Source organism: Bacillus sp. JK62 (genome assembly GCF_053663455.1).
Genome location: NZ_JBSJQA010000006.1, coordinates 631568 through 648684, shown reverse-complemented (window position 1 = coordinate 648684; position 17117 = coordinate 631568). Strand labels below are relative to the sequence as shown.

The 17117-nt window shown below is 46.8% G+C and carries 13 protein-coding genes and 1 riboswitch; all 13 genes read left to right on the top strand.

Going from position 1 to position 17117, the window contains the following annotated elements:
* Nucleotides 1-11: 11 nt before the first annotated feature.
* The 13 genes from murG (at nucleotide 12) to pgeF (ending at nucleotide 17114) form a co-directional block, all read left to right on the top strand.
* Entirely contained in the window at nucleotides 12-1103 is a 1092-nt protein-coding gene (gene murG / locus ACWJJ4_RS16470; RefSeq protein WP_003154428.1) for an undecaprenyldiphospho-muramoylpentapeptide beta-N-acetylglucosaminyltransferase, read from the top strand.
* Nucleotides 1104-1128: 25 nt separating this feature from the next.
* On the top strand, nucleotides 1129-2040 hold the full coding sequence (gene murB, locus ACWJJ4_RS16465; protein WP_015388267.1) for a UDP-N-acetylmuramate dehydrogenase: 912 nt from the start codon (nucleotides 1129-1131) through the stop codon (nucleotides 2038-2040).
* Nucleotides 2041-2169: 129 nt separating this feature from the next.
* Nucleotides 2170-2958, top strand: a complete 789-nt coding sequence (locus ACWJJ4_RS16460) for a cell division protein FtsQ/DivIB (RefSeq protein WP_024085278.1) — start codon at nucleotides 2170-2172, stop codon at nucleotides 2956-2958.
* Nucleotides 2959-3506: 548 nt separating this feature from the next.
* Complete coding sequence (ftsA, locus tag ACWJJ4_RS16455; protein WP_077722176.1) at nucleotides 3507-4820, top strand: cell division protein FtsA; 1314 nt, start codon at nucleotides 3507-3509, stop codon at nucleotides 4818-4820.
* Between the two features lie 35 nt (nucleotides 4821-4855).
* Nucleotides 4856-6004: a cell division protein FtsZ gene (gene ftsZ, locus ACWJJ4_RS16450; protein ID WP_070081790.1), complete on the top strand. Its 1149-nt coding sequence runs from the start codon at nucleotides 4856-4858 to the stop codon at nucleotides 6002-6004.
* Between the two features lie 274 nt (nucleotides 6005-6278).
* The gene (locus ACWJJ4_RS16445) at nucleotides 6279-10574 is read left to right on the top strand and encodes a S8 family serine peptidase (RefSeq protein WP_454021811.1); all 4296 of its coding nucleotides are present in this window, start codon (nucleotides 6279-6281) and stop codon (nucleotides 10572-10574) included.
* Between the two features lie 215 nt (nucleotides 10575-10789).
* A complete protein-coding gene (spoIIGA, locus tag ACWJJ4_RS16440; protein WP_070081792.1) occupies nucleotides 10790-11719 on the top strand; it encodes a sigma-E processing peptidase SpoIIGA in 930 nt (309 codons plus the stop codon).
* A 57-nt stretch (nucleotides 11720-11776) separates the two neighbouring features.
* On the top strand, nucleotides 11777-12496 hold the full coding sequence (gene sigE / locus ACWJJ4_RS16435; RefSeq protein WP_007409714.1) for an RNA polymerase sporulation sigma factor SigE: 720 nt from the start codon (nucleotides 11777-11779) through the stop codon (nucleotides 12494-12496).
* A gap of 140 nt (nucleotides 12497-12636) precedes the next feature.
* Nucleotides 12637-13419 (top strand): RNA polymerase sporulation sigma factor SigG, encoded by a 783-nt coding sequence (gene sigG, locus ACWJJ4_RS16430; protein WP_003154420.1) that lies wholly within the window; start codon nucleotides 12637-12639, stop codon nucleotides 13417-13419.
* 128 nt (nucleotides 13420-13547) lie between these two features.
* Entirely contained in the window at nucleotides 13548-14345 is a 798-nt protein-coding gene (locus tag ACWJJ4_RS16425) for an ABC transporter ATP-binding protein (protein WP_031378757.1), read from the top strand.
* A gap of 4 nt (nucleotides 14346-14349) precedes the next feature.
* Nucleotides 14350-14457, top strand: a riboswitch (TPP riboswitch).
* Nucleotides 14458-14530: 73 nt separating this feature from the next.
* Nucleotides 14531-15811, top strand: a complete 1281-nt coding sequence (locus tag ACWJJ4_RS16420; RefSeq protein ID WP_182068850.1) for an acetylornithine deacetylase — start codon at nucleotides 14531-14533, stop codon at nucleotides 15809-15811.
* Nucleotides 15812-15871: 60 nt separating this feature from the next.
* Nucleotides 15872-16123: a YlmC/YmxH family sporulation protein gene (locus ACWJJ4_RS16415; protein WP_003154415.1), complete on the top strand. Its 252-nt coding sequence runs from the start codon at nucleotides 15872-15874 to the stop codon at nucleotides 16121-16123.
* Nucleotides 16124-16277: 154 nt separating this feature from the next.
* The gene (gene pgeF / locus ACWJJ4_RS16410) at nucleotides 16278-17114 is read left to right on the top strand and encodes a peptidoglycan editing factor PgeF (protein WP_032868803.1); all 837 of its coding nucleotides are present in this window, start codon (nucleotides 16278-16280) and stop codon (nucleotides 17112-17114) included.
* Nucleotides 17115-17117 lie beyond the last annotated feature (3 nt).

Below are 17117 nucleotides of genomic sequence, written 5' to 3'. Positions count from 1 at the left end.
GGGACATACGAATGCGTATTGCAGTAAGCGGAGGCGGAACCGGAGGACATATTTATCCGGCTTTGGCCTTTATTAAAGAAGTTCAGCGCCGGCATCCGGATGTGGAATTTTTGTATATCGGAACAGAGAACGGTCTTGAGAAAAAAATTGTTGAACGGGAAAATATCCCGTTCCGCGCCATTGAAATTACAGGTTTCAAACGAAAACTTTCTTTTGAAAATGTAAAAACCGTCATGCGTTTCTTAAAAGGCGTGAAGAAAAGCAAATCATATTTAAAAGAGTTTAAACCGGATGCCGTTATCGGTACAGGCGGCTATGTATGCGGTCCGGTTGTATACGCGGCGGCAAAAATGGGAATTCCGACGATCATTCATGAGCAAAACAGCCTTCCAGGCATCACAAATAAGTTTCTCTCGAAATATGTTAATAAGGTGGCAATTTGCTTTGAAGAGGCAAAATCACATTTTCCTGCTGAAAAAGTTGTGTTTACGGGAAACCCGAGAGCCTCTGAAGTCGTCTCAATTAAGACAGGCCGCTCATTAACTGAGTTCGGGCTGAAAGATAATCAAAAAACGGTGCTCATTTTCGGCGGAAGCAGAGGCGCGGCTCCCATTAACCGTGCCGTTATAGATATGCAGGAAGAATTGAAAACGAGACCTTACCAAGTGCTTTATATTACCGGGGAAGTGCATTACGAGAAGGTAACGGCTGAGCTGAAAGGCGGAAAAGCCGCTGATAATATGGTGACAAAACCGTTTTTGCACCAAATGCCGGAGTACTTACAATCAATTGATGTCATTGTGGCAAGAGCCGGAGCGACGACGATTGCGGAGATCACCGCTCTCGGCATTCCGAGCGTGCTTATTCCGAGCCCGTATGTGACAGCCAATCACCAGGAAGTCAATGCGAAGGCGCTCAGCCAGCATGACGCTGCAATCGTACTGAAGGAAACCGAGCTCAGCGGAGAAAAACTGATCGCTGCGCTGGACAAAATCGTCATGAATGAAGAAACCTTAAAAGACATGAGTGAGCGGACAAAATCACTCGGTGTTCCGGATGCGGCAGCCAGACTGTACAGTATCATGGAAGACATAAAAAAATAGAGCAAATGGAATGCGGAGGTTTATGATGGAGAACGTAATTCAGGAATTAAGAGACCGCGAAGTCGGCAAAGTGCTGGAACAAGAACCGCTCGCGAACCATACAACGATGAAAATCGGCGGTCCGGCGGACATTTTAATCATCCCCAACCGTGTGGAAGCGGTCAAAGATATTATGGATATTGTGAAGAAACATGATCTGCCATGGACGGTTATCGGCCGCGGTTCAAATCTGCTCGTGCTTGATGAAGGCATAAGAGGAGTTGTCATCAAACTGGGCGCAGGTCTGGATCATTTGGAGATTGACGGTGATCAGGTGACGGTCGGAGGCGGCTATTCGGTCGTCCGGCTTGCGACTTCCATGAGTAAAAAAGGAATGTCCGGTCTCGAATTTGCAGCGGGCATCCCCGGATCAATCGGCGGGGCCGTCTATATGAATGCCGGGGCGCACGGATCTGATATGAGTGAGATTCTTGTGAAAGCCCGTATCTTATTTGAAGACGGCACAATCGAATGGCTGACAAACGAAGAGATGGATTTCAGCTACAGAACGTCTGTTTTGCAGAAAAAACGCCCCGGCGTCTGTCTCGAGGCAGTTCTTCAGCTTGAGCAAAAGGAACGGGAAGCCATTACGGCGCAAATGCAGCAGAACAAAGATTACAGAAAAAATACGCAGCCGTATTCAAGCCCATGCGCCGGAAGCATATTCAGAAATCCGCTGCCGAATCATGCCGGAAACCTCGTTGAAAAAGCGGGATTAAAAGGACATCAGATCGGCGGAGCGAAAGTATCCGAAATGCACGGGAATTTTATCGTCAATGCCGGCGGAGCGACTGCCAAGGACGTTCTTGACCTGATTGAGTATGTGAAAAAGACAATCCGTGAGCAGTATGATGTTGACATGCATACAGAAGTTGAAATCATCGGAGGGAATCGTTAAAAGGTTCTCTGATTTACATGAGCTCATGTGATATACTTTTAACAAATGTCAAACGGCATCACAGCATGCCGTTTGTTTTTCAATCAGACGAATGTCAAGCTGTTTCATTCTTAGTGAGGTGGACAGGCAGTGAACCCAAATCATGAAAGAGAAAAAATCGTAAATATTGAAGAGCGGATTCCGAAAATCAAAGAGCAGCGGAAACAAAAAGCAAACCGCCGGCTGATTTCATTCATTGTGCTCTTTTTTATGATGGTGCTGATCATCGTGTACTTGCAGATGCCGATCAGCAAAGTGTCTTCTGTCACCGTTTCCGGAAACGAAAACGTGTCTGTAAAAGAGATCAACGCGCTTTCTGATATACATAACGGACAAACCGAGTTCTGGAGTCTGAACAAGAAAAAAACAGAAGAAAAGATTGAGCAGAATAAACTGGTGAAAAAGGCGGATCTTTCAAAAGTATTTCCTAATAAAGTCAGCATTCACATTGAAGAATACAAGACGATCGCGTATCTGCAGCGGAATGATGTGTATTATGAAGTGCTGGAGAACGGCACCGTGCTGCCGAACGAAGTCACGCCGGATGACGCGGGCCCGATTTTGGTTGACTGGACAAACGCGAAAAAGCGGGTCAAAATGGCGGAACAGCTTGATAAGCTTTCCGGTTCGCTAAAGCAGTCGATTTCTGAAATCTATTATACACCGGTAAAAATGGATCAGGACCGGATCAAGCTGTATATGAACGACGGGTATGTAGTTACCGCTTCTATTAAAACATTTGCCGACCGGATGAAGACCTATCCTTCTATCGTTTCCCAGCTGGACGGCGGGAAAAAGGGGATTATCCACTTAGAAGTCGCTACGTATTTTGAAGAATTTAACAAAGGTAAATCCGGCAAGAAAAAAGAAAATGATTAATAGTTCTAAAGAACTAATTTAGAGGTGATTCAAAAGAATCTATTATAATCAGCGGGGCAGCCGATATAACCGATAGCGGAATAATTATGACTATGTTTGTTTTTGCCTGGGATAGGCTGCCGGACAAGCGGAAAATTCTCAATGCAATGGGCGTGTCTTCTTTAATGAGCATTGCATTTGGAATTTTCCTCCTGTTTCTTCTTTTTTCGGATGTTTCTGGCAATATCTATAGCTTTTCTGGAGGTTCATCTTAGTGTAGACTAATGGAAAGCGGGTATATTTGCATCTGGTTTGCACATTATGGCACCGTGACAGGAAATCTTACGGTAAGGTGGTCCGTCTCTAAAAAAAATAAAAAAAATGCGATATAAAAGAGGATATACATAGAATATAACGAATAGTTTCATTAAACATAAATTGTGAGAAATCAGATAGAAATTTGTTGATGCTGTTGTTTTTGTTACACACTTGTAAAGCCACATCCATTGTATTGTTGTTCCGCAAATAATAGAATAGAATTTGATCGAAATGTGAGGAGGTGCCATAGAATGAACAACAATGAACTTTACGTCAGTCTTGACATCGGTACGTCCAATACAAAAGTGATCGTCGGAGAAATGACAGATGATTCCCTTAACATTATCGGAGTGGGAAATGTACCGTCTGAAGGGTTGAAAAAAGGCTCAATCGTTGATATAGATGAAACCGTTCATTCTATAAGAAAAGCGTTTGACCAAGCTGAAAGAATGGTAGGTTTTCCGCTGAAAAAAGCCATTGTCGGCGTTAATGGAAATTATATTCATATTCAAGATACGAACGGCGTTGTCGCTGTTTCCAGTGAAAACAAAGAAATTCACGTTGAAGACGTCCGCAGGGTAATGGAAGCGGCACAGGTCGTGTCGGTTCCGCACGAGCAGCTGATCGTTGACGTCATTCCGAAACAGTTTATCGTTGACGGAAGAGACGAAATTACCGATCCGAAAAAAATGCTCGGTGTGCGCCTGGAAGTAGAAGGCACGCTGATTACCGGCTCCAAAACGATCTTACATAATTTACTTCGCTGTGTGGAGAGAGCGGGCGTTGAAATTACTGATATCTGCCTGCAGCCGCTTGCGGCCGGTTCGGCGGCTTTGTCAAAAGACGAAAAAAACCTCGGAGTCGCCATGATTGATATCGGCGGCGGCTCGACGACGGTGGCGGTATTTGAACAGGGGCACCTGAAGGAGACAGCCGTCATTCCGCTCGGAGGCGAAAACATCACGAAAGATGTATCGATCGGATTGCGCACTTCCACCGAAGAGGCTGAAAGAGTAAAAAAACAATTCGGACATGCATTCTACGATGAGGCTTCAGAAGATGAAGTATTTGAAGTCACCGTCATAGGAACGAATCAAAAGCAATCTTTTACACAGCAGGAAATTGCCAATATTATTGAAGCAAGAGTGGAAGAGATTCTTGAGATTGCCGCAGCCGAAATTGAGCATATGGGAATTACAGATCTGCCCGGCGGCTTTGTGCTGACCGGCGGACAGGCCGCAATGCCCGGAGTGCTTTCATTGGCACAGGAAGTGCTGAGGCACAATGTAAGGGTCGCAAGCCCGAATTATATCGGTGTAAGAGACCCTCAGTATATGACGGGTGTCGGCTTGATACAATTTGCCTGCCGAAATGCCAGAATTCAGGGAAGAAAAATAGGCTTTCATATGCCGGAAGAAGCCGTGCAGGAAATCGCGGTCTCTCACGAAGAAGAACATCATCAGCGGCCTGAGGCGCAGCAGCGTCCAAAAGCAAAACAAAAAACACAAGCCGAACACAACAAACCGAGCAAAATGAAAAAACTATTAAGCATGTTTTGGGAATAGATTGATAGTCATTCGGCAGATTAGGAGGATTTAGCATGTTGGATTTCGAAACAAACATAGACGGCTTAGCATCAATTAAAGTAATCGGAGTAGGAGGCGGCGGTAATAACGCGGTCAACCGAATGATTGAAAATGAAGTGCAGGGTGTAGAGTACATTGCGGTAAACACGGACGCGCAAGCTCTTAACCTGTCAAAAGCGGAAGTGAAAATGCAGATCGGGGAAAAGCTGACCCGCGGTCTCGGAGCGGGAGCGAATCCGGAAGTCGGCAAAAAAGCCGCTGAAGAAAGTAAGGAACAAATCGAAGAAGCGCTAAAAGGCGCTGACATGGTGTTCGTTACAGCCGGAATGGGAGGCGGTACCGGAACGGGAGCCGCACCGGTGATCGCGCAAATCGCAAAGGACTTAGGCGCTTTGACTGTCGGTGTCGTAACAAGACCGTTTACATTTGAAGGAAGAAAACGCCAGCTGCAGGCTGCAGGCGGTATCACGGCAATGAAAGAAGCCGTTGACACACTGATCGTTATTCCGAATGACCGCATTCTTGAAATTGTCGATAAAAACACACCGATGCTTGAAGCATTCCGTGAAGCTGATAACGTGCTTCGCCAAGGGGTGCAAGGTATCTCTGACCTCATCGCAACGCCTGGTTTAATCAACTTGGACTTTGCCGATGTCAAAACCATCATGTCCAACAAAGGTTCAGCATTGATGGGTATCGGGATCGCTACGGGCGAAAGCCGTGCTGCTGAAGCCGCCAAAAAGGCGATCTCCAGTCCGTTACTGGAAGCGGCAATCGACGGAGCGCAAGGTGTTTTGATGAACATTACGGGAGGTACAAACCTGAGCCTCTACGAAGTGCAGGAAGCAGCCGACATCGTCGCTTCTGCATCTGACCCTGATGTCAATATGATTTTCGGTTCAGTTATCAATGAAAATCTGAAAGATGAAATCGTCGTCACCGTTATTGCGACCGGTTTTATCGAACAGGAAAAAGATGACTCAAAACCGCAGCGTCCGAATTTAAACCAAGGATTGAAGTCTCAAAGCCAAAACGCTGCGAAACGTGAGCCGAAACGAGAAGAAACACAGCATCAAAACACGGTGAACCGCCATACATCACAGCCGGCGGATGATGCTCTCGACATTCCTACATTTTTAAGAAACCGCAACAAACGCGGCTGATGTAAAAAAGGACAAGACCACATGGTTTTGTCCTTTTTCTTTTTTGTGCACAGTCTTCCTTCCTATCCCTCATGATCTATACAGTGAAAAAAGAAACTTTATACCTATGACGAATTGATTGTTTTTTAGTTTCATACGGCTTTCTACAGAATGTGACAATATCTGAATGGAAGATTGTCTACATTTAACGTACAGCATCGAAATGACAAACGATTCCAATTATGAAGGAGGGATACACATTTTATAGGGCGTTACCAAATAAGGGGGGATACGATTGAAGAAAAAAACAAGAAACAGATGGACAGGCTCCGTTTTAAGCGCGATTGTCGTCAGTTCACTGTTGTTTCCGGGTGCAGCCGGAGCGAACAGCACACCGGGGGCAGTTTCTTTCACCAAAGATCTTTCTTCCTCTAAGAGCATTCAGCATAAGATTTCCGATTCAGTCAAGAAGCGTTTTGAAAAAAATGATAAAGTCACGTTTCTTATCAAATTTAAAGAGAAAGCCAATACGAAAAAAGCGGTCAAAGAAGCAGAAAAAAATGCCGAGTCTCAATCGCTTTCCGCAGCAAAAACCGAATATCAAAAGCGGTCAGCCGTCGTTTCTTCTTTAAAACTGGCGGCTCATGATGCGCAGCAGAATCTGAAAACATATTTGGAAAAACAAAAAAAGAAAGGAAAGGCTGATCACATCCATTCCTATTATATTGTCAACGGAATGGCAGTCACTGCTTCGAAAGAGGTAATGGAAAAAGCCGCCTCATTTCCTGAAGTAGAAAAAGTTCTTCCGAATGAAAAACGTCAGCTTACTCAACGGCAATCAAAAGCTCCTTTTCAAATGAAGAAAAAACAAAAAGAGATTAAAGCAAAGGAAGGCATCGAATGGAATATCAGCCAAATTGATGCGCCGCAGGCCTGGGCCTCAGGATACGACGGAACCGGCACGGTTGTCGCCTCCATTGATACGGGAGTTCAGTGGGATCATCCCGCGCTTAAGGAAAAATACCGGGGTTACGATCCTGAAAATCCCGCAGCACCGAATCATGAAATGAACTGGTATGATGCCGTATCCCATAAAGACGCTCCCTATGATGACCTTGAACACGGCACTCATGTAACAGGGACCATGACGGGTTCAGAACCTGACGGCTCAAATCAAATCGGTGTGGCTCCAGGGGCGAAATGGATCGCAGTAAAAGCATTTTCAGATGACGGAGGAACCGATGCCGATATTTTGGATGCCGGTGAATGGGTGCTCGCGCCTAAAGATAAAAACGGCACGCCGCATCCCGAGATGGCGCCGGATGTTGTCAATAATTCCTGGGCGGGCGGTTCGGGAATGGACGAGTGGTATCGCGATATGGTGAATGCGTGGAGAGCGGCAGGGATTTTTCCTGAATTCTCTGCTGGAAATGAAGACTTATTTACACCGGGAGGACCGGGTTCAATCGCAAATCCGGCCAATTATCCTGAAGCATTTGCGACAGGTGCGACTGACATCGACAAGAAACTCGCTGATTTCTCACTTCAAGGCCCCTCACCGTATCATGAAACAAAACCGGACATTTCGGCTCCGGGAGTGAATATCCGTTCTTCTATTCCTGGAGGAACATACGAAGGCGGCTGGGACGGAACTTCAATGGCCGGGCCGCATGTGGCGGCGACGGCGGCTTTGTTAAGGCAGGCGAACGCCTCTATTACGGTCGATGAAATGGAAGACGTTTTGACGCGCACCGCCGAAAAGCTGACAGATTCCGTTTTTCCGGAATCACCGAATAACGGTTACGGCCACGGTCTCGTTAACGCTTTTGATGCCGTTTCTGCCGTAACGGACGGAATCGGAAGCGTAGAAGGCAAGGTATCTTCTGCGGGCGAAGATCACAATCCGCCCAGCTTTCGTCATGAACCGGTCTCAGAGGCTTACAAAGGGACAAACCTTCCGTTAACGGTTACAGCAGAAGATGATGTAAGCGTAACTGAGGTGATCCTCTCCTATCAGTTTGATGAAGGAGAGTGGAAAACGACAGCCGCCGTTCAAAAAAGCGGTGATGAAAAAAAGGGAACATACCAGGCGGAGATTCCGGACATAACGGGAAGCAAGATAAGTTATAAATGGACCATAAAAGATTTCGGGGGTCATTCTGTAGAATCTGATACGTACCGGGCTGACGTGAAACCGAGCATTACGGCGGGATACAAAGAGGATTTTGAATCACAGCCGGCGGGCTGGTCAAGTTACGGGACACATGACCAATGGGAATGGGGTATCCCGGGTTCAGGGCCAGGCGCCGCATTTTCCGGAGAAAAAGTGTATGCGACGAATCTGTCCGGCCCATATGCCGATTCGGCCAACATGAATTTGGTGATGCCTCCGATACAAGTTCCGGAAACAGGACGGCTGTTTTTACAATTTAAAAGCTGGCACAAGCTCGAAGAATTTTTTGATTACGGGTATGTGTTCGTTCTGCCGGAAGGGAAATCAAATTGGGAGCAGGCGGCCGTTTACAATGGTGATTCCGCAGGATGGAATGATGAAGAGGCAGATTTATCTGCGTATAAAGGCCAAAACATAAAGCTCATGTTTAATATGCAGTCTGACGAAGTACTCAATGAAGACGGGTGGTATATCGATGATGTCCGGCTTTCAAGCAGTCCTCTCGGCAAGGCGGCTAAAAAAAGTAAACACAATAGACAAACACCTCCCGGCCACCTGAAGAAAAAGGCCGTCAGTCCGAAACAGGCCAAACCGGCAGTGAAATCGCCCGGAAAAAGAGTGAAACGTGAAACAAACCTCCTGCCGCTCAGAGCGCAAATCAGTGTCGCCGAGACGGGGAAATCCGTATATTCCGACCCTGCAAGCGGAAGCTACAGCATGTCACATAAGGCGGGAAGCTATACGCTGAAAGCCGAGGCTTACGGATTTAAGTCCGCTTCGAAACAAGTTTCTATTCAATCAGACAAAACCGCGCAGGCAGACTTTACACTGGAGCAAATGCCGTCCGGCACGCTAAAAGGAACCATCACCAATCAGTCCACAGGCGAACCGGTAAAAGGGGCTGCGCTTTATGTGGCCGAGGATGCCGCAATTGAACCGGCGGTGACAAACGATAAAGGGGAATATTCGCTTAAGGCGTACGAAGGCTCCTACACAATCAAAGTAGCGGCAAAAGGCTTTTACAATAGCGAATTTTCTGTGGACATCAAAGGAGATGCTGAAAAAAACGTCAAGCTTAAGCCGTATGTCGGTTATGAAGGGGAAATCGCCTATGATAACGGGACGGAAGAAGCCGCGCTGTCATATTTTAAAGCCGGCAGCAAATCTGCCGTTAAGATGACCCTCAAAGACGGAAAAGAACACGGTATGCTGACGGGAGGCCTTTTTAAATTTTGGGGCGCCGACTGGCCTGATCCGGGCGGTACCGAATTTCAAGCAGAAGTATATGATGCATCCGGCCCTGCTGGAGCTCCGGGCAGCAAAATTGCCGGCCCGTTCCAAGCTGAAGCGCTTCGAAACGGCGAGTGGACCAAAGTGGATCTCAGCTCAAAAGGAATCGCGGTCGGAAAGGATTTTTATCTTGTGTTCCGTCAGACGAAACCCGATCCTTATACACCTGCCCTGTCATCTGATGACGGCAGTCCGTACTCGAACAGAAACTGGCAATACCTCGACGGCCGCTGGTCAAAAGCCGATAAATCAGACGGAAACTTTATGATCAGGGCTTTGGTCGACTACGAAGCTTCTGTGCCTGAGATAACGTCGCCTGAAGACCGGTCATTTACAAACAAGAAGTCAATCACGGTGAAAGGAACGGCTTCACCAAAAACCGCTGTCCGTCTTACCAATAACGGTAAAACCGCCGCAGAAACGAAAGCAGATGCAGACGGCAATTTCCAGGCCGGTGTCACACTCACTAAAGATGCCAATCGGCTGACGGCGGCATCTGTGACAGACAGCGGGTCAACCGACGAGTCACGCCCTGTCACGGTCATACTGGATGAGGATAAGCCTGATGTGACGATTGACAGTCCGGCAAACGGTGATAAAACAAATAAAGAAGCAGTGACTGTAAAAGGAAAAGTGCACGACGACCATTTAAAATGGGTAAAGGTGAACGGAAAAAAAGCTGAAGTAAATAACGGTTCTTATCAAGCGAGAACCCTTCTGGAAAACGGCAGCAATGAGATCAAGGTCACGGCCTCAGATGAAGCGGGTAACAAAACAACGAAAAAGACGGTAATCGATGTCAATTACAATGCTCCCGTCATTTCCGGATTGGTTCCCGGAGCGGATAAGGAATTAAAAGCCGGAGAATCAGTGAAAATCGCTTTTTCAAGCGGAAAGAAATTAGACGCTTCCTTCGTGATCCGTCTGCCTCTGACAAACGCCCGGGCAGGGAGCCAAAACGCAACAGAGCTTCCGCTGAGAGAAATTTCTCCGGGACGATATGAGGGTTACTGGACGGCGGCTTCTTCCATCAAAGCAAGCGGAGCAAAAATTGACGTTATCGCAAGAGATGACTACGGAAATGAAACAAGACAGACGGCTAAAGGAAAACTTTATATCAATGAGTAAAACAGAGCGCTGCCAGATCACGGCAGCGCTTTTTTAGTTGAAGGGGACAATAGAAAATCAACCTTTTCGGCCCTCGACAAATAAAACGGTTATCCCTTAAAAATTGTACTTTACCCTCAACATTAATTGACAGACTTTCCCACAGAGCTTGCTTTATACTTATGAAACAAGAGAGAGAAACAGATATGTAAGACAAAAGAGGAAAGGGGTCAGATGTGAAAATCTATCTGGATGTCATTTGGCTGTTGAACTTTTGTTTTGATTCTCTTTTGCTTTTATTGACCGCCTTTATTTTAAAACGCCAAGTGAAAAAAAGAAGAGTGGCCGCCGGCGGTTTTATCGGGTCAGCCATTGTGCTTCTGATGTTTACGCCTGTTTCTCCCTTTGTGGAGCATCCGGCGGGAAAAATGGCGTTTTCGGTAGTCATCGTGCTTACGGCTTTTGGCTTTAAACGGTTCCGATACTTTTTTCAAAATTTGTTCGCTTTTTATTTCGCGACTTTTCTCGTCGGCGGGGGAATGATCGGCGTACATTCCCTGCTGCAGACAGAATCAATTGTGCAGCAAGGCGTAATGGTCACAAGCCAGACCGGATTCGGCGACCCGATCAGCTGGATGTTTGTAGTTATCGGATTTCCGGCCATATGGATTTTTTCGAAAAAGAGAATTGAAGACATCGAGACGAAGTCCATTCAGTACGATGAACTTGTCATGGTGCAGGCGGAATTCAGCGGACAGACAATCCGCGCGAAAGGATTGGTGGATTCCGGGAATCAGCTGTATGATCCGCTGACGAAAACGCCGGTCATGATCCTTCACATTGACAAATTCGCTCCGATTCTCAGCGAAAAGGAAACGGACCTCATCAAATCCGCCAGTCCGCTTGAAGTGATAGAGCAGCTTGATGATTCGTTCCGTCATGCGGATAAGCTGAGGCTGATTCCATACAGGGGCGTCGGCCAGGACAATCAATTTTTACTCTGTTTAAAGCCGGATTACGTCACGATTTTAACAAAAGACGAGATGATCGCATGCGAAAAATGCCTGATCGGCATCAGCACGAAGCCATTATCCGCTGACGGTGAATTTGACGGAATCGTTCACCCGAAGATGCTGACAGGGAAGGCTGTAAAACATGTTTCCTGACGAAAAGTCTGTTATTCATCATACTCAAAACGCGTTGTATTTAGAAGGGGGAGGAAGATGAAAAAACTTAAGCTGCGTCTGACATATTTGTGGTATAAATGGCTGATGAAACTCGGACTGAAAAGCGATGAAGTGTATTACATAGGAGGAAGCGAGGCGCTGCCGCCGCCTTTGTCTAAAGAAGAGGAGCAGGTGCTCTTATTAAAGCTGCCGAGCGGGGATCAGGCGGCGCGGGCCATCCTGATTGAGAGAAACTTACGTCTTGTCGTTTACATTGCCCGCAAATTCGAAAACACCGGCATCAATATCGAGGACTTAATCAGCATCGGCACCATCGGTTTGATCAAAGCGGTAAACACGTTTAATCCGGAAAAGAAAATCAAACTCGCCACCTACGCATCGCGATGTATTGAAAACGAAATTTTAATGTACTTGCGCCGAAACAATAAAATCCGTTCAGAGGTGTCCTTTGATGAACCGCTGAACATTGATTGGGACGGAAACGAACTGCTGCTTTCGGATGTGCTCGGCACAGATGATGATATTATTACGAAAGACATTGAAGCCAATGTGGATAAAAAACTTTTGAAAAAAGCGCTTGAGCAATTAAACGAAAGAGAAAAGCAGATTATGGAACTGCGTTTCGGGCTTGTCGGAGAAGAAGAAAAAACCCAAAAAGATGTAGCCGACATGATGGGGATTTCACAATCTTATATCTCCCGGCTCGAAAAGCGGATTATCAAAAGACTGAGAAAAGAGTTTAACAAAATGGTGTAAAATTTTTTCCATCTGACAGCCCTTACTGCTGCAAGGATTGCCGCCGCCGGATGTTTATTTCTGTAAAATGGCGGTGCATATTTTTCCCACCCGAGGAGATACTTAACGTTGTACAGCAGCTCCTAGTGGGAGGGAAAAACGTGTCAAGAAATAAAGTCGAAATTTGCGGGGTGGATACCTCCAAATTACCGGTGCTCAAGAATGAAGAGATGAGAAAGCTGTTTAGGCAATTGCAGGATGAGGGCGATGATTCAGCGAGGGAAAAGCTTGTAAACGGCAATCTGCGCCTTGTCTTAAGCGTCATTCAGAGGTTTAACAACAGAGGAGAGTATGTTGATGACTTATTTCAGGTCGGCTGCATCGGACTAATGAAATCCATTGATAATTTTGACCTAAGCCATAATGTTAAGTTTTCAACATACGCTGTACCGATGATCATCGGAGAAATCCGCAGATATTTGCGGGATAACAATCCGATCCGCGTCTCGAGGTCGCTTCGCGATATCGCATATAAAGCGCTTCAAGTAAGAGAGCGGTTAATCAGTGAGACAAGCAGGGAGCCGACAGCAGAGGAAATCGCCAAAGTTCTTGAAGTGCCCCATGAAGAAATTGTGTTTGCCCTTGACGCCATTCAGGATCCGGTTTCACTGTTTGAGCCGATTTATAATGACGGCGGCGATCCGATCTACGTGATGGACCAGATCAGCGATGAGCGCAACAAGGATACACAATGGATTGAGGAGCTGGCTCTGAAAGAAGGCATGAGAAGACTGAACGAACGGGAAAAAATGATTTTGCGAAAGCGCTTTTTCCAAGGGAAAACCCAAATGGAGGTCGCTGAAGAAATCGGGATATCCCAAGCTCAGGTCTCAAGGCTTGAAAAGGCAGCCATTAAACAAATGAATAAGAATATCCATCAATAACGGAAAAAGCCTTTAAACCTTGTTTAAAGGCTTTTTTCATGCGATGGTTTACGTTTGCAAAAAAGTGATGTATTCTAATGTGTAAAAGTTTTTAGAAAATTTAAATAAAGTAAACGGGGGAAACTGCAATGATTTTACAGCTGGACAGTGTGTCATTAAAAAGAAACGGGAAATGGATTTTGAAAGATATTAACTGGCGCGTCGAGAAAAACGAAAATTGGGTGCTGTACGGATTAAACGGAGCCGGAAAAACGGCTTTGCTGAATATGTTATGCTCTTATTACTTCCCCACTTCAGGAGAGATGCAGGTGCTCGGCCATCAGTTCGGCAAAACAGAGCTCGGTGACAGGCTCAGAAGGAAAATCGGCCTTGTTTCGGCAGGTCTTCAGCACAAATTATATGCCGCGGACTCCGCTTTTGAAATCGCCCTCAGCGGCGCGTACGCCTCAATCGGGCTGTACGAAACTCCGAGTGAGCAGGTAAGGGAAAAAGCGATCGGTCTTCTGAAGGATTTGGGCGCCATCAGTTACGCCGACAGACGGTATGAAACATTATCACAAGGGGAAAGACAAAGAGCGCTGATTGCGCGGGCGCTTATGGCTGATCCCAAACTGCTGATTTTGGACGAACCCGTGACGGGTCTTGATTTTATGGCAAGGGAGCAGCTGCTGGACACGATTACGTCGATCGCCGAAAAAGAAAATGCGCCGTCCATCCTTTATGTCACCCATCACGCTGAAGAAATTCTGCCGGTATTTGATCAGGCGCTGCTTTTAAAACAAGGCGAGGTGTTCGCCTCCGGGAAAATCAGGGACATGCTTTCTGACGAGCGGCTTACAGCGTTTTTCGATACGCCTGTCAATGTCTTATGGAACAATGGCCGCCCGTTTTTAACACGTGCAAAAGCGGTATCATCCGTCAAATAACATCAATTCACCCTGGGGGTGCTGCTGACATGCAGCTGAGAGAGACGTTGTCTCAACCCTTAACGGACCTGATCCGGATCATGCCGGCGGAGGGAAGCGGTGAAAAAAGCGGAGGAAGATCCGTTTTTTACCCGTTTCATTTTAATGAAACGGGTTTTTTGATACAGCCAAAGGGGAGATTTCCAATGCATCAGATTGATATGCTGTTACACCAGGCGGATAAACGGCGGGGCGATTTAATACAAATAGCTGAAAGGTTGATCGCCTTTCCGACACCGGCTCCGCCTGCAAGAAATACAACAGAAGCCCAAAAGTGGGTGGCCGGCTTTTTAAAAGAAACGGGCTGCTCGGTCGATATGTGGGATGTGTATCCGGAAGATCCGAATGTAGTCGGTGTTTTAAAAGGGACAGATTCAAGCAGGCATCAAAGCCTGATTTTAAACGGACACATTGATGTGGCAGAAGCCGGGGGCGAAGACTGGAACTCTGACCCGTTTCAGCCGCTCGTAAAAGACGGCATGCTGATCGGAAGGGGCGCCGCTGATATGAAAGGGGGTTTGGCGTGTGTTCTTTTCTCTCTGAAGCTGATCCATGATGCCGGCATTAAGCTTCCGGGCGACCTCATTGTACAGTCTGTAATCGGAGAAGAAGTCGGCGAGGCGGGGACGCTGGAATGCTGCAAACGCGGCTATCACGCGGATTTTGCGGTTGTCGCGGATACGAGCAGCCTGCATATTCAAGGGCAGGGCGGTGTCATCACCGGCTGGATAGAATTGAAAAGCAAACAAACATTTCATGACGGCATGAGGCGCAATATGATTCATGCGGGCGGAGGCACATTCGGAGCGAGCGCCATCGAAAAAATGGCGAAAATCATCACTGCCTTGGGAGAGCTGGAGCGCCACTGGGCGGTAACGAAAAGCTATCCCGGCATTGCGCCCGGCACCAATACGATCAACCCCGCCGTCATTGAAGGCGGAAGACACGCAGCGTTTGTCGCCGATGAATGCCGGTTATGGATCACCGTCCACTTTTATCCGAACGAAACGCACGAACAAGCAGCCGCAGAAATCGAAGACTATATTAATCGTGTCGCTGACAGTGATCTGTGGCTCAAAGAAAACAGGCCGGTGTTCAAATGGGGCGGATCTTCGATGATTGAAGACAGAGGAGAGGTGTTCCCGGCGCTGGAAATCGATCCGGATCATCCGGCAGTTTCTGTCTTGGCTGCATCACACTCTGCCGTCAAAAAACAGGAGCCCGTCATTGATGTTTCCCAAACCGTAACAGACGGAGGATGGCTTTATCAGGCCGGGATTCCGAGCGTCATATACGGCCCCGGCGATTTAAAAAACGCCCACTCCGTAAACGAGGAAGTGTCCGTTGATGAGCTTATGGACTATACGAAAATCATGCTGAGATTTATTCTCGGCTGGTGCAGCCGCAAAAAAGATTGCCCGATGTGACAAGGTTCAGCCCGGCCGTTCATATAATAGGAAAAAGAACGGGCAAAGGGCGTGATACGGATGATCAGCATATCTGAATTTCAAATAAAAGATGTGGTAAACGTATCGAACGGAAAAAAACTCGGAAGCATCGGGGATATTGATATTAACGTGACAACGGGAAAAATTCAGGCGATTATTTTAGGCGGCAGCGGAAAAGTTCTCGGTTTTTTCGGAAAAGAAGAGGAAATGATCATTCCTTGGCGAAATATAGTTAAAATTGGGGAAGATGTCATCTTAGTGCGTGTAAATGAACCAAAGGGGGGAGCGTAATCCTCCCTTTACTTGTAAAAAGCCGGAAATCTCAATGTTTCCGGCACATTTATTTATCTCATTTTTCAATCAGCCGCTAAACGTATGCTTAAAATTGTGTTAAAATGAGTGGGAAATTACGCTTTTTTAATGTTTGTCGAAAGGTTGGATCTCCATGAATACATATCACCCGTTTAGTCTTACCACCCCCTCGGCACTCATGATAGAAGACTGGAACTGTGTGAATCAGCTTAACACAAAGGTCATCGCCGGATTCACAACGAAAAACGGCGGTGTCAGCAATCCTCCGTATGAGTCATTAAATACCGGATTGCACGTCCGGGACGAAGCTCATGATGTTGTGACAAACCGTGAAGTCATAGCGTCCTTATGCGGTACTGATCTGGATTCCTGGGTGTTCGCCGACCAGACACATGAAAACCGCGTCCGGCGCGTGACAGCCGGGGATAAAGGAAAAGGAGCGAGAGACTATTCTTCCGCATTCCGCGGGACGGACGGGCTCTACACGAAAGATGCGAATCTTTTTTTGGCCCTTTGTTTTGCGGACTGTGTGCCCTTGTATTTTTATGACCCGGTGAAATCCATTATCGGCGCTGCCCATGCCGGATGGAAGGGGACGGTCAAACAAATCGGACGCATCATGACGGAACGCTGGGTAAACGAAGAAGGCTCCCGTTTAACAGATATTCAGGCTGTCATCGGTCCGTCCATCAGCGCGGGAAGCTATACAGTCGACGACCGCGTCATCAATGAAGTGCGGGCGCTGCCCTTTACGGCTGAATCCGCCATATGCGAAACGGAAAAAGGCCAGTATCAGCTTGATTTAAAAGAGGTCAACCGTCTTCTTCTGATACATTGCGGCATTCCGGAAGAAAACATTTCAGTCAGCGGTCTATGCACCGAACGAGAGCATGAACTATTCTTTTCACACCGCCGCGACAAAGGGAAAACGGGACGCATGATGTCCTTTATCGGAATGAAGGAGGCATAAGAT

Coding starts and splice junctions, on each gene's coding strand:
- murG (WP_003154428.1), top strand. CDS start 12: ATGCGTATTGCAGTAAGCGGAGGCGGAACCGGAGGACATATTTATCCG.
- murB (WP_015388267.1), top strand. CDS start 1,129: ATGGAGAACGTAATTCAGGAATTAAGAGACCGCGAAGTCGGCAAAGTG.
- ftsA (WP_077722176.1), top strand. CDS start 3,507: ATGAACAACAATGAACTTTACGTCAGTCTTGACATCGGTACGTCCAAT.
- ftsZ (WP_070081790.1), top strand. CDS start 4,856: ATGTTGGATTTCGAAACAAACATAGACGGCTTAGCATCAATTAAAGTA.
- sigE (WP_007409714.1), top strand. CDS start 11,777: ATGAAAAAACTTAAGCTGCGTCTGACATATTTGTGGTATAAATGGCTG.
- ACWJJ4_RS16425 (WP_031378757.1), top strand. CDS start 13,548: ATGATTTTACAGCTGGACAGTGTGTCATTAAAAAGAAACGGGAAATGG.
- ACWJJ4_RS16420 (WP_182068850.1), top strand. CDS start 14,531: ATGCATCAGATTGATATGCTGTTACACCAGGCGGATAAACGGCGGGGC.
- ACWJJ4_RS16415 (WP_003154415.1), top strand. CDS start 15,872: ATGATCAGCATATCTGAATTTCAAATAAAAGATGTGGTAAACGTATCG.
- pgeF (WP_032868803.1), top strand. CDS start 16,278: ATGAATACATATCACCCGTTTAGTCTTACCACCCCCTCGGCACTCATG.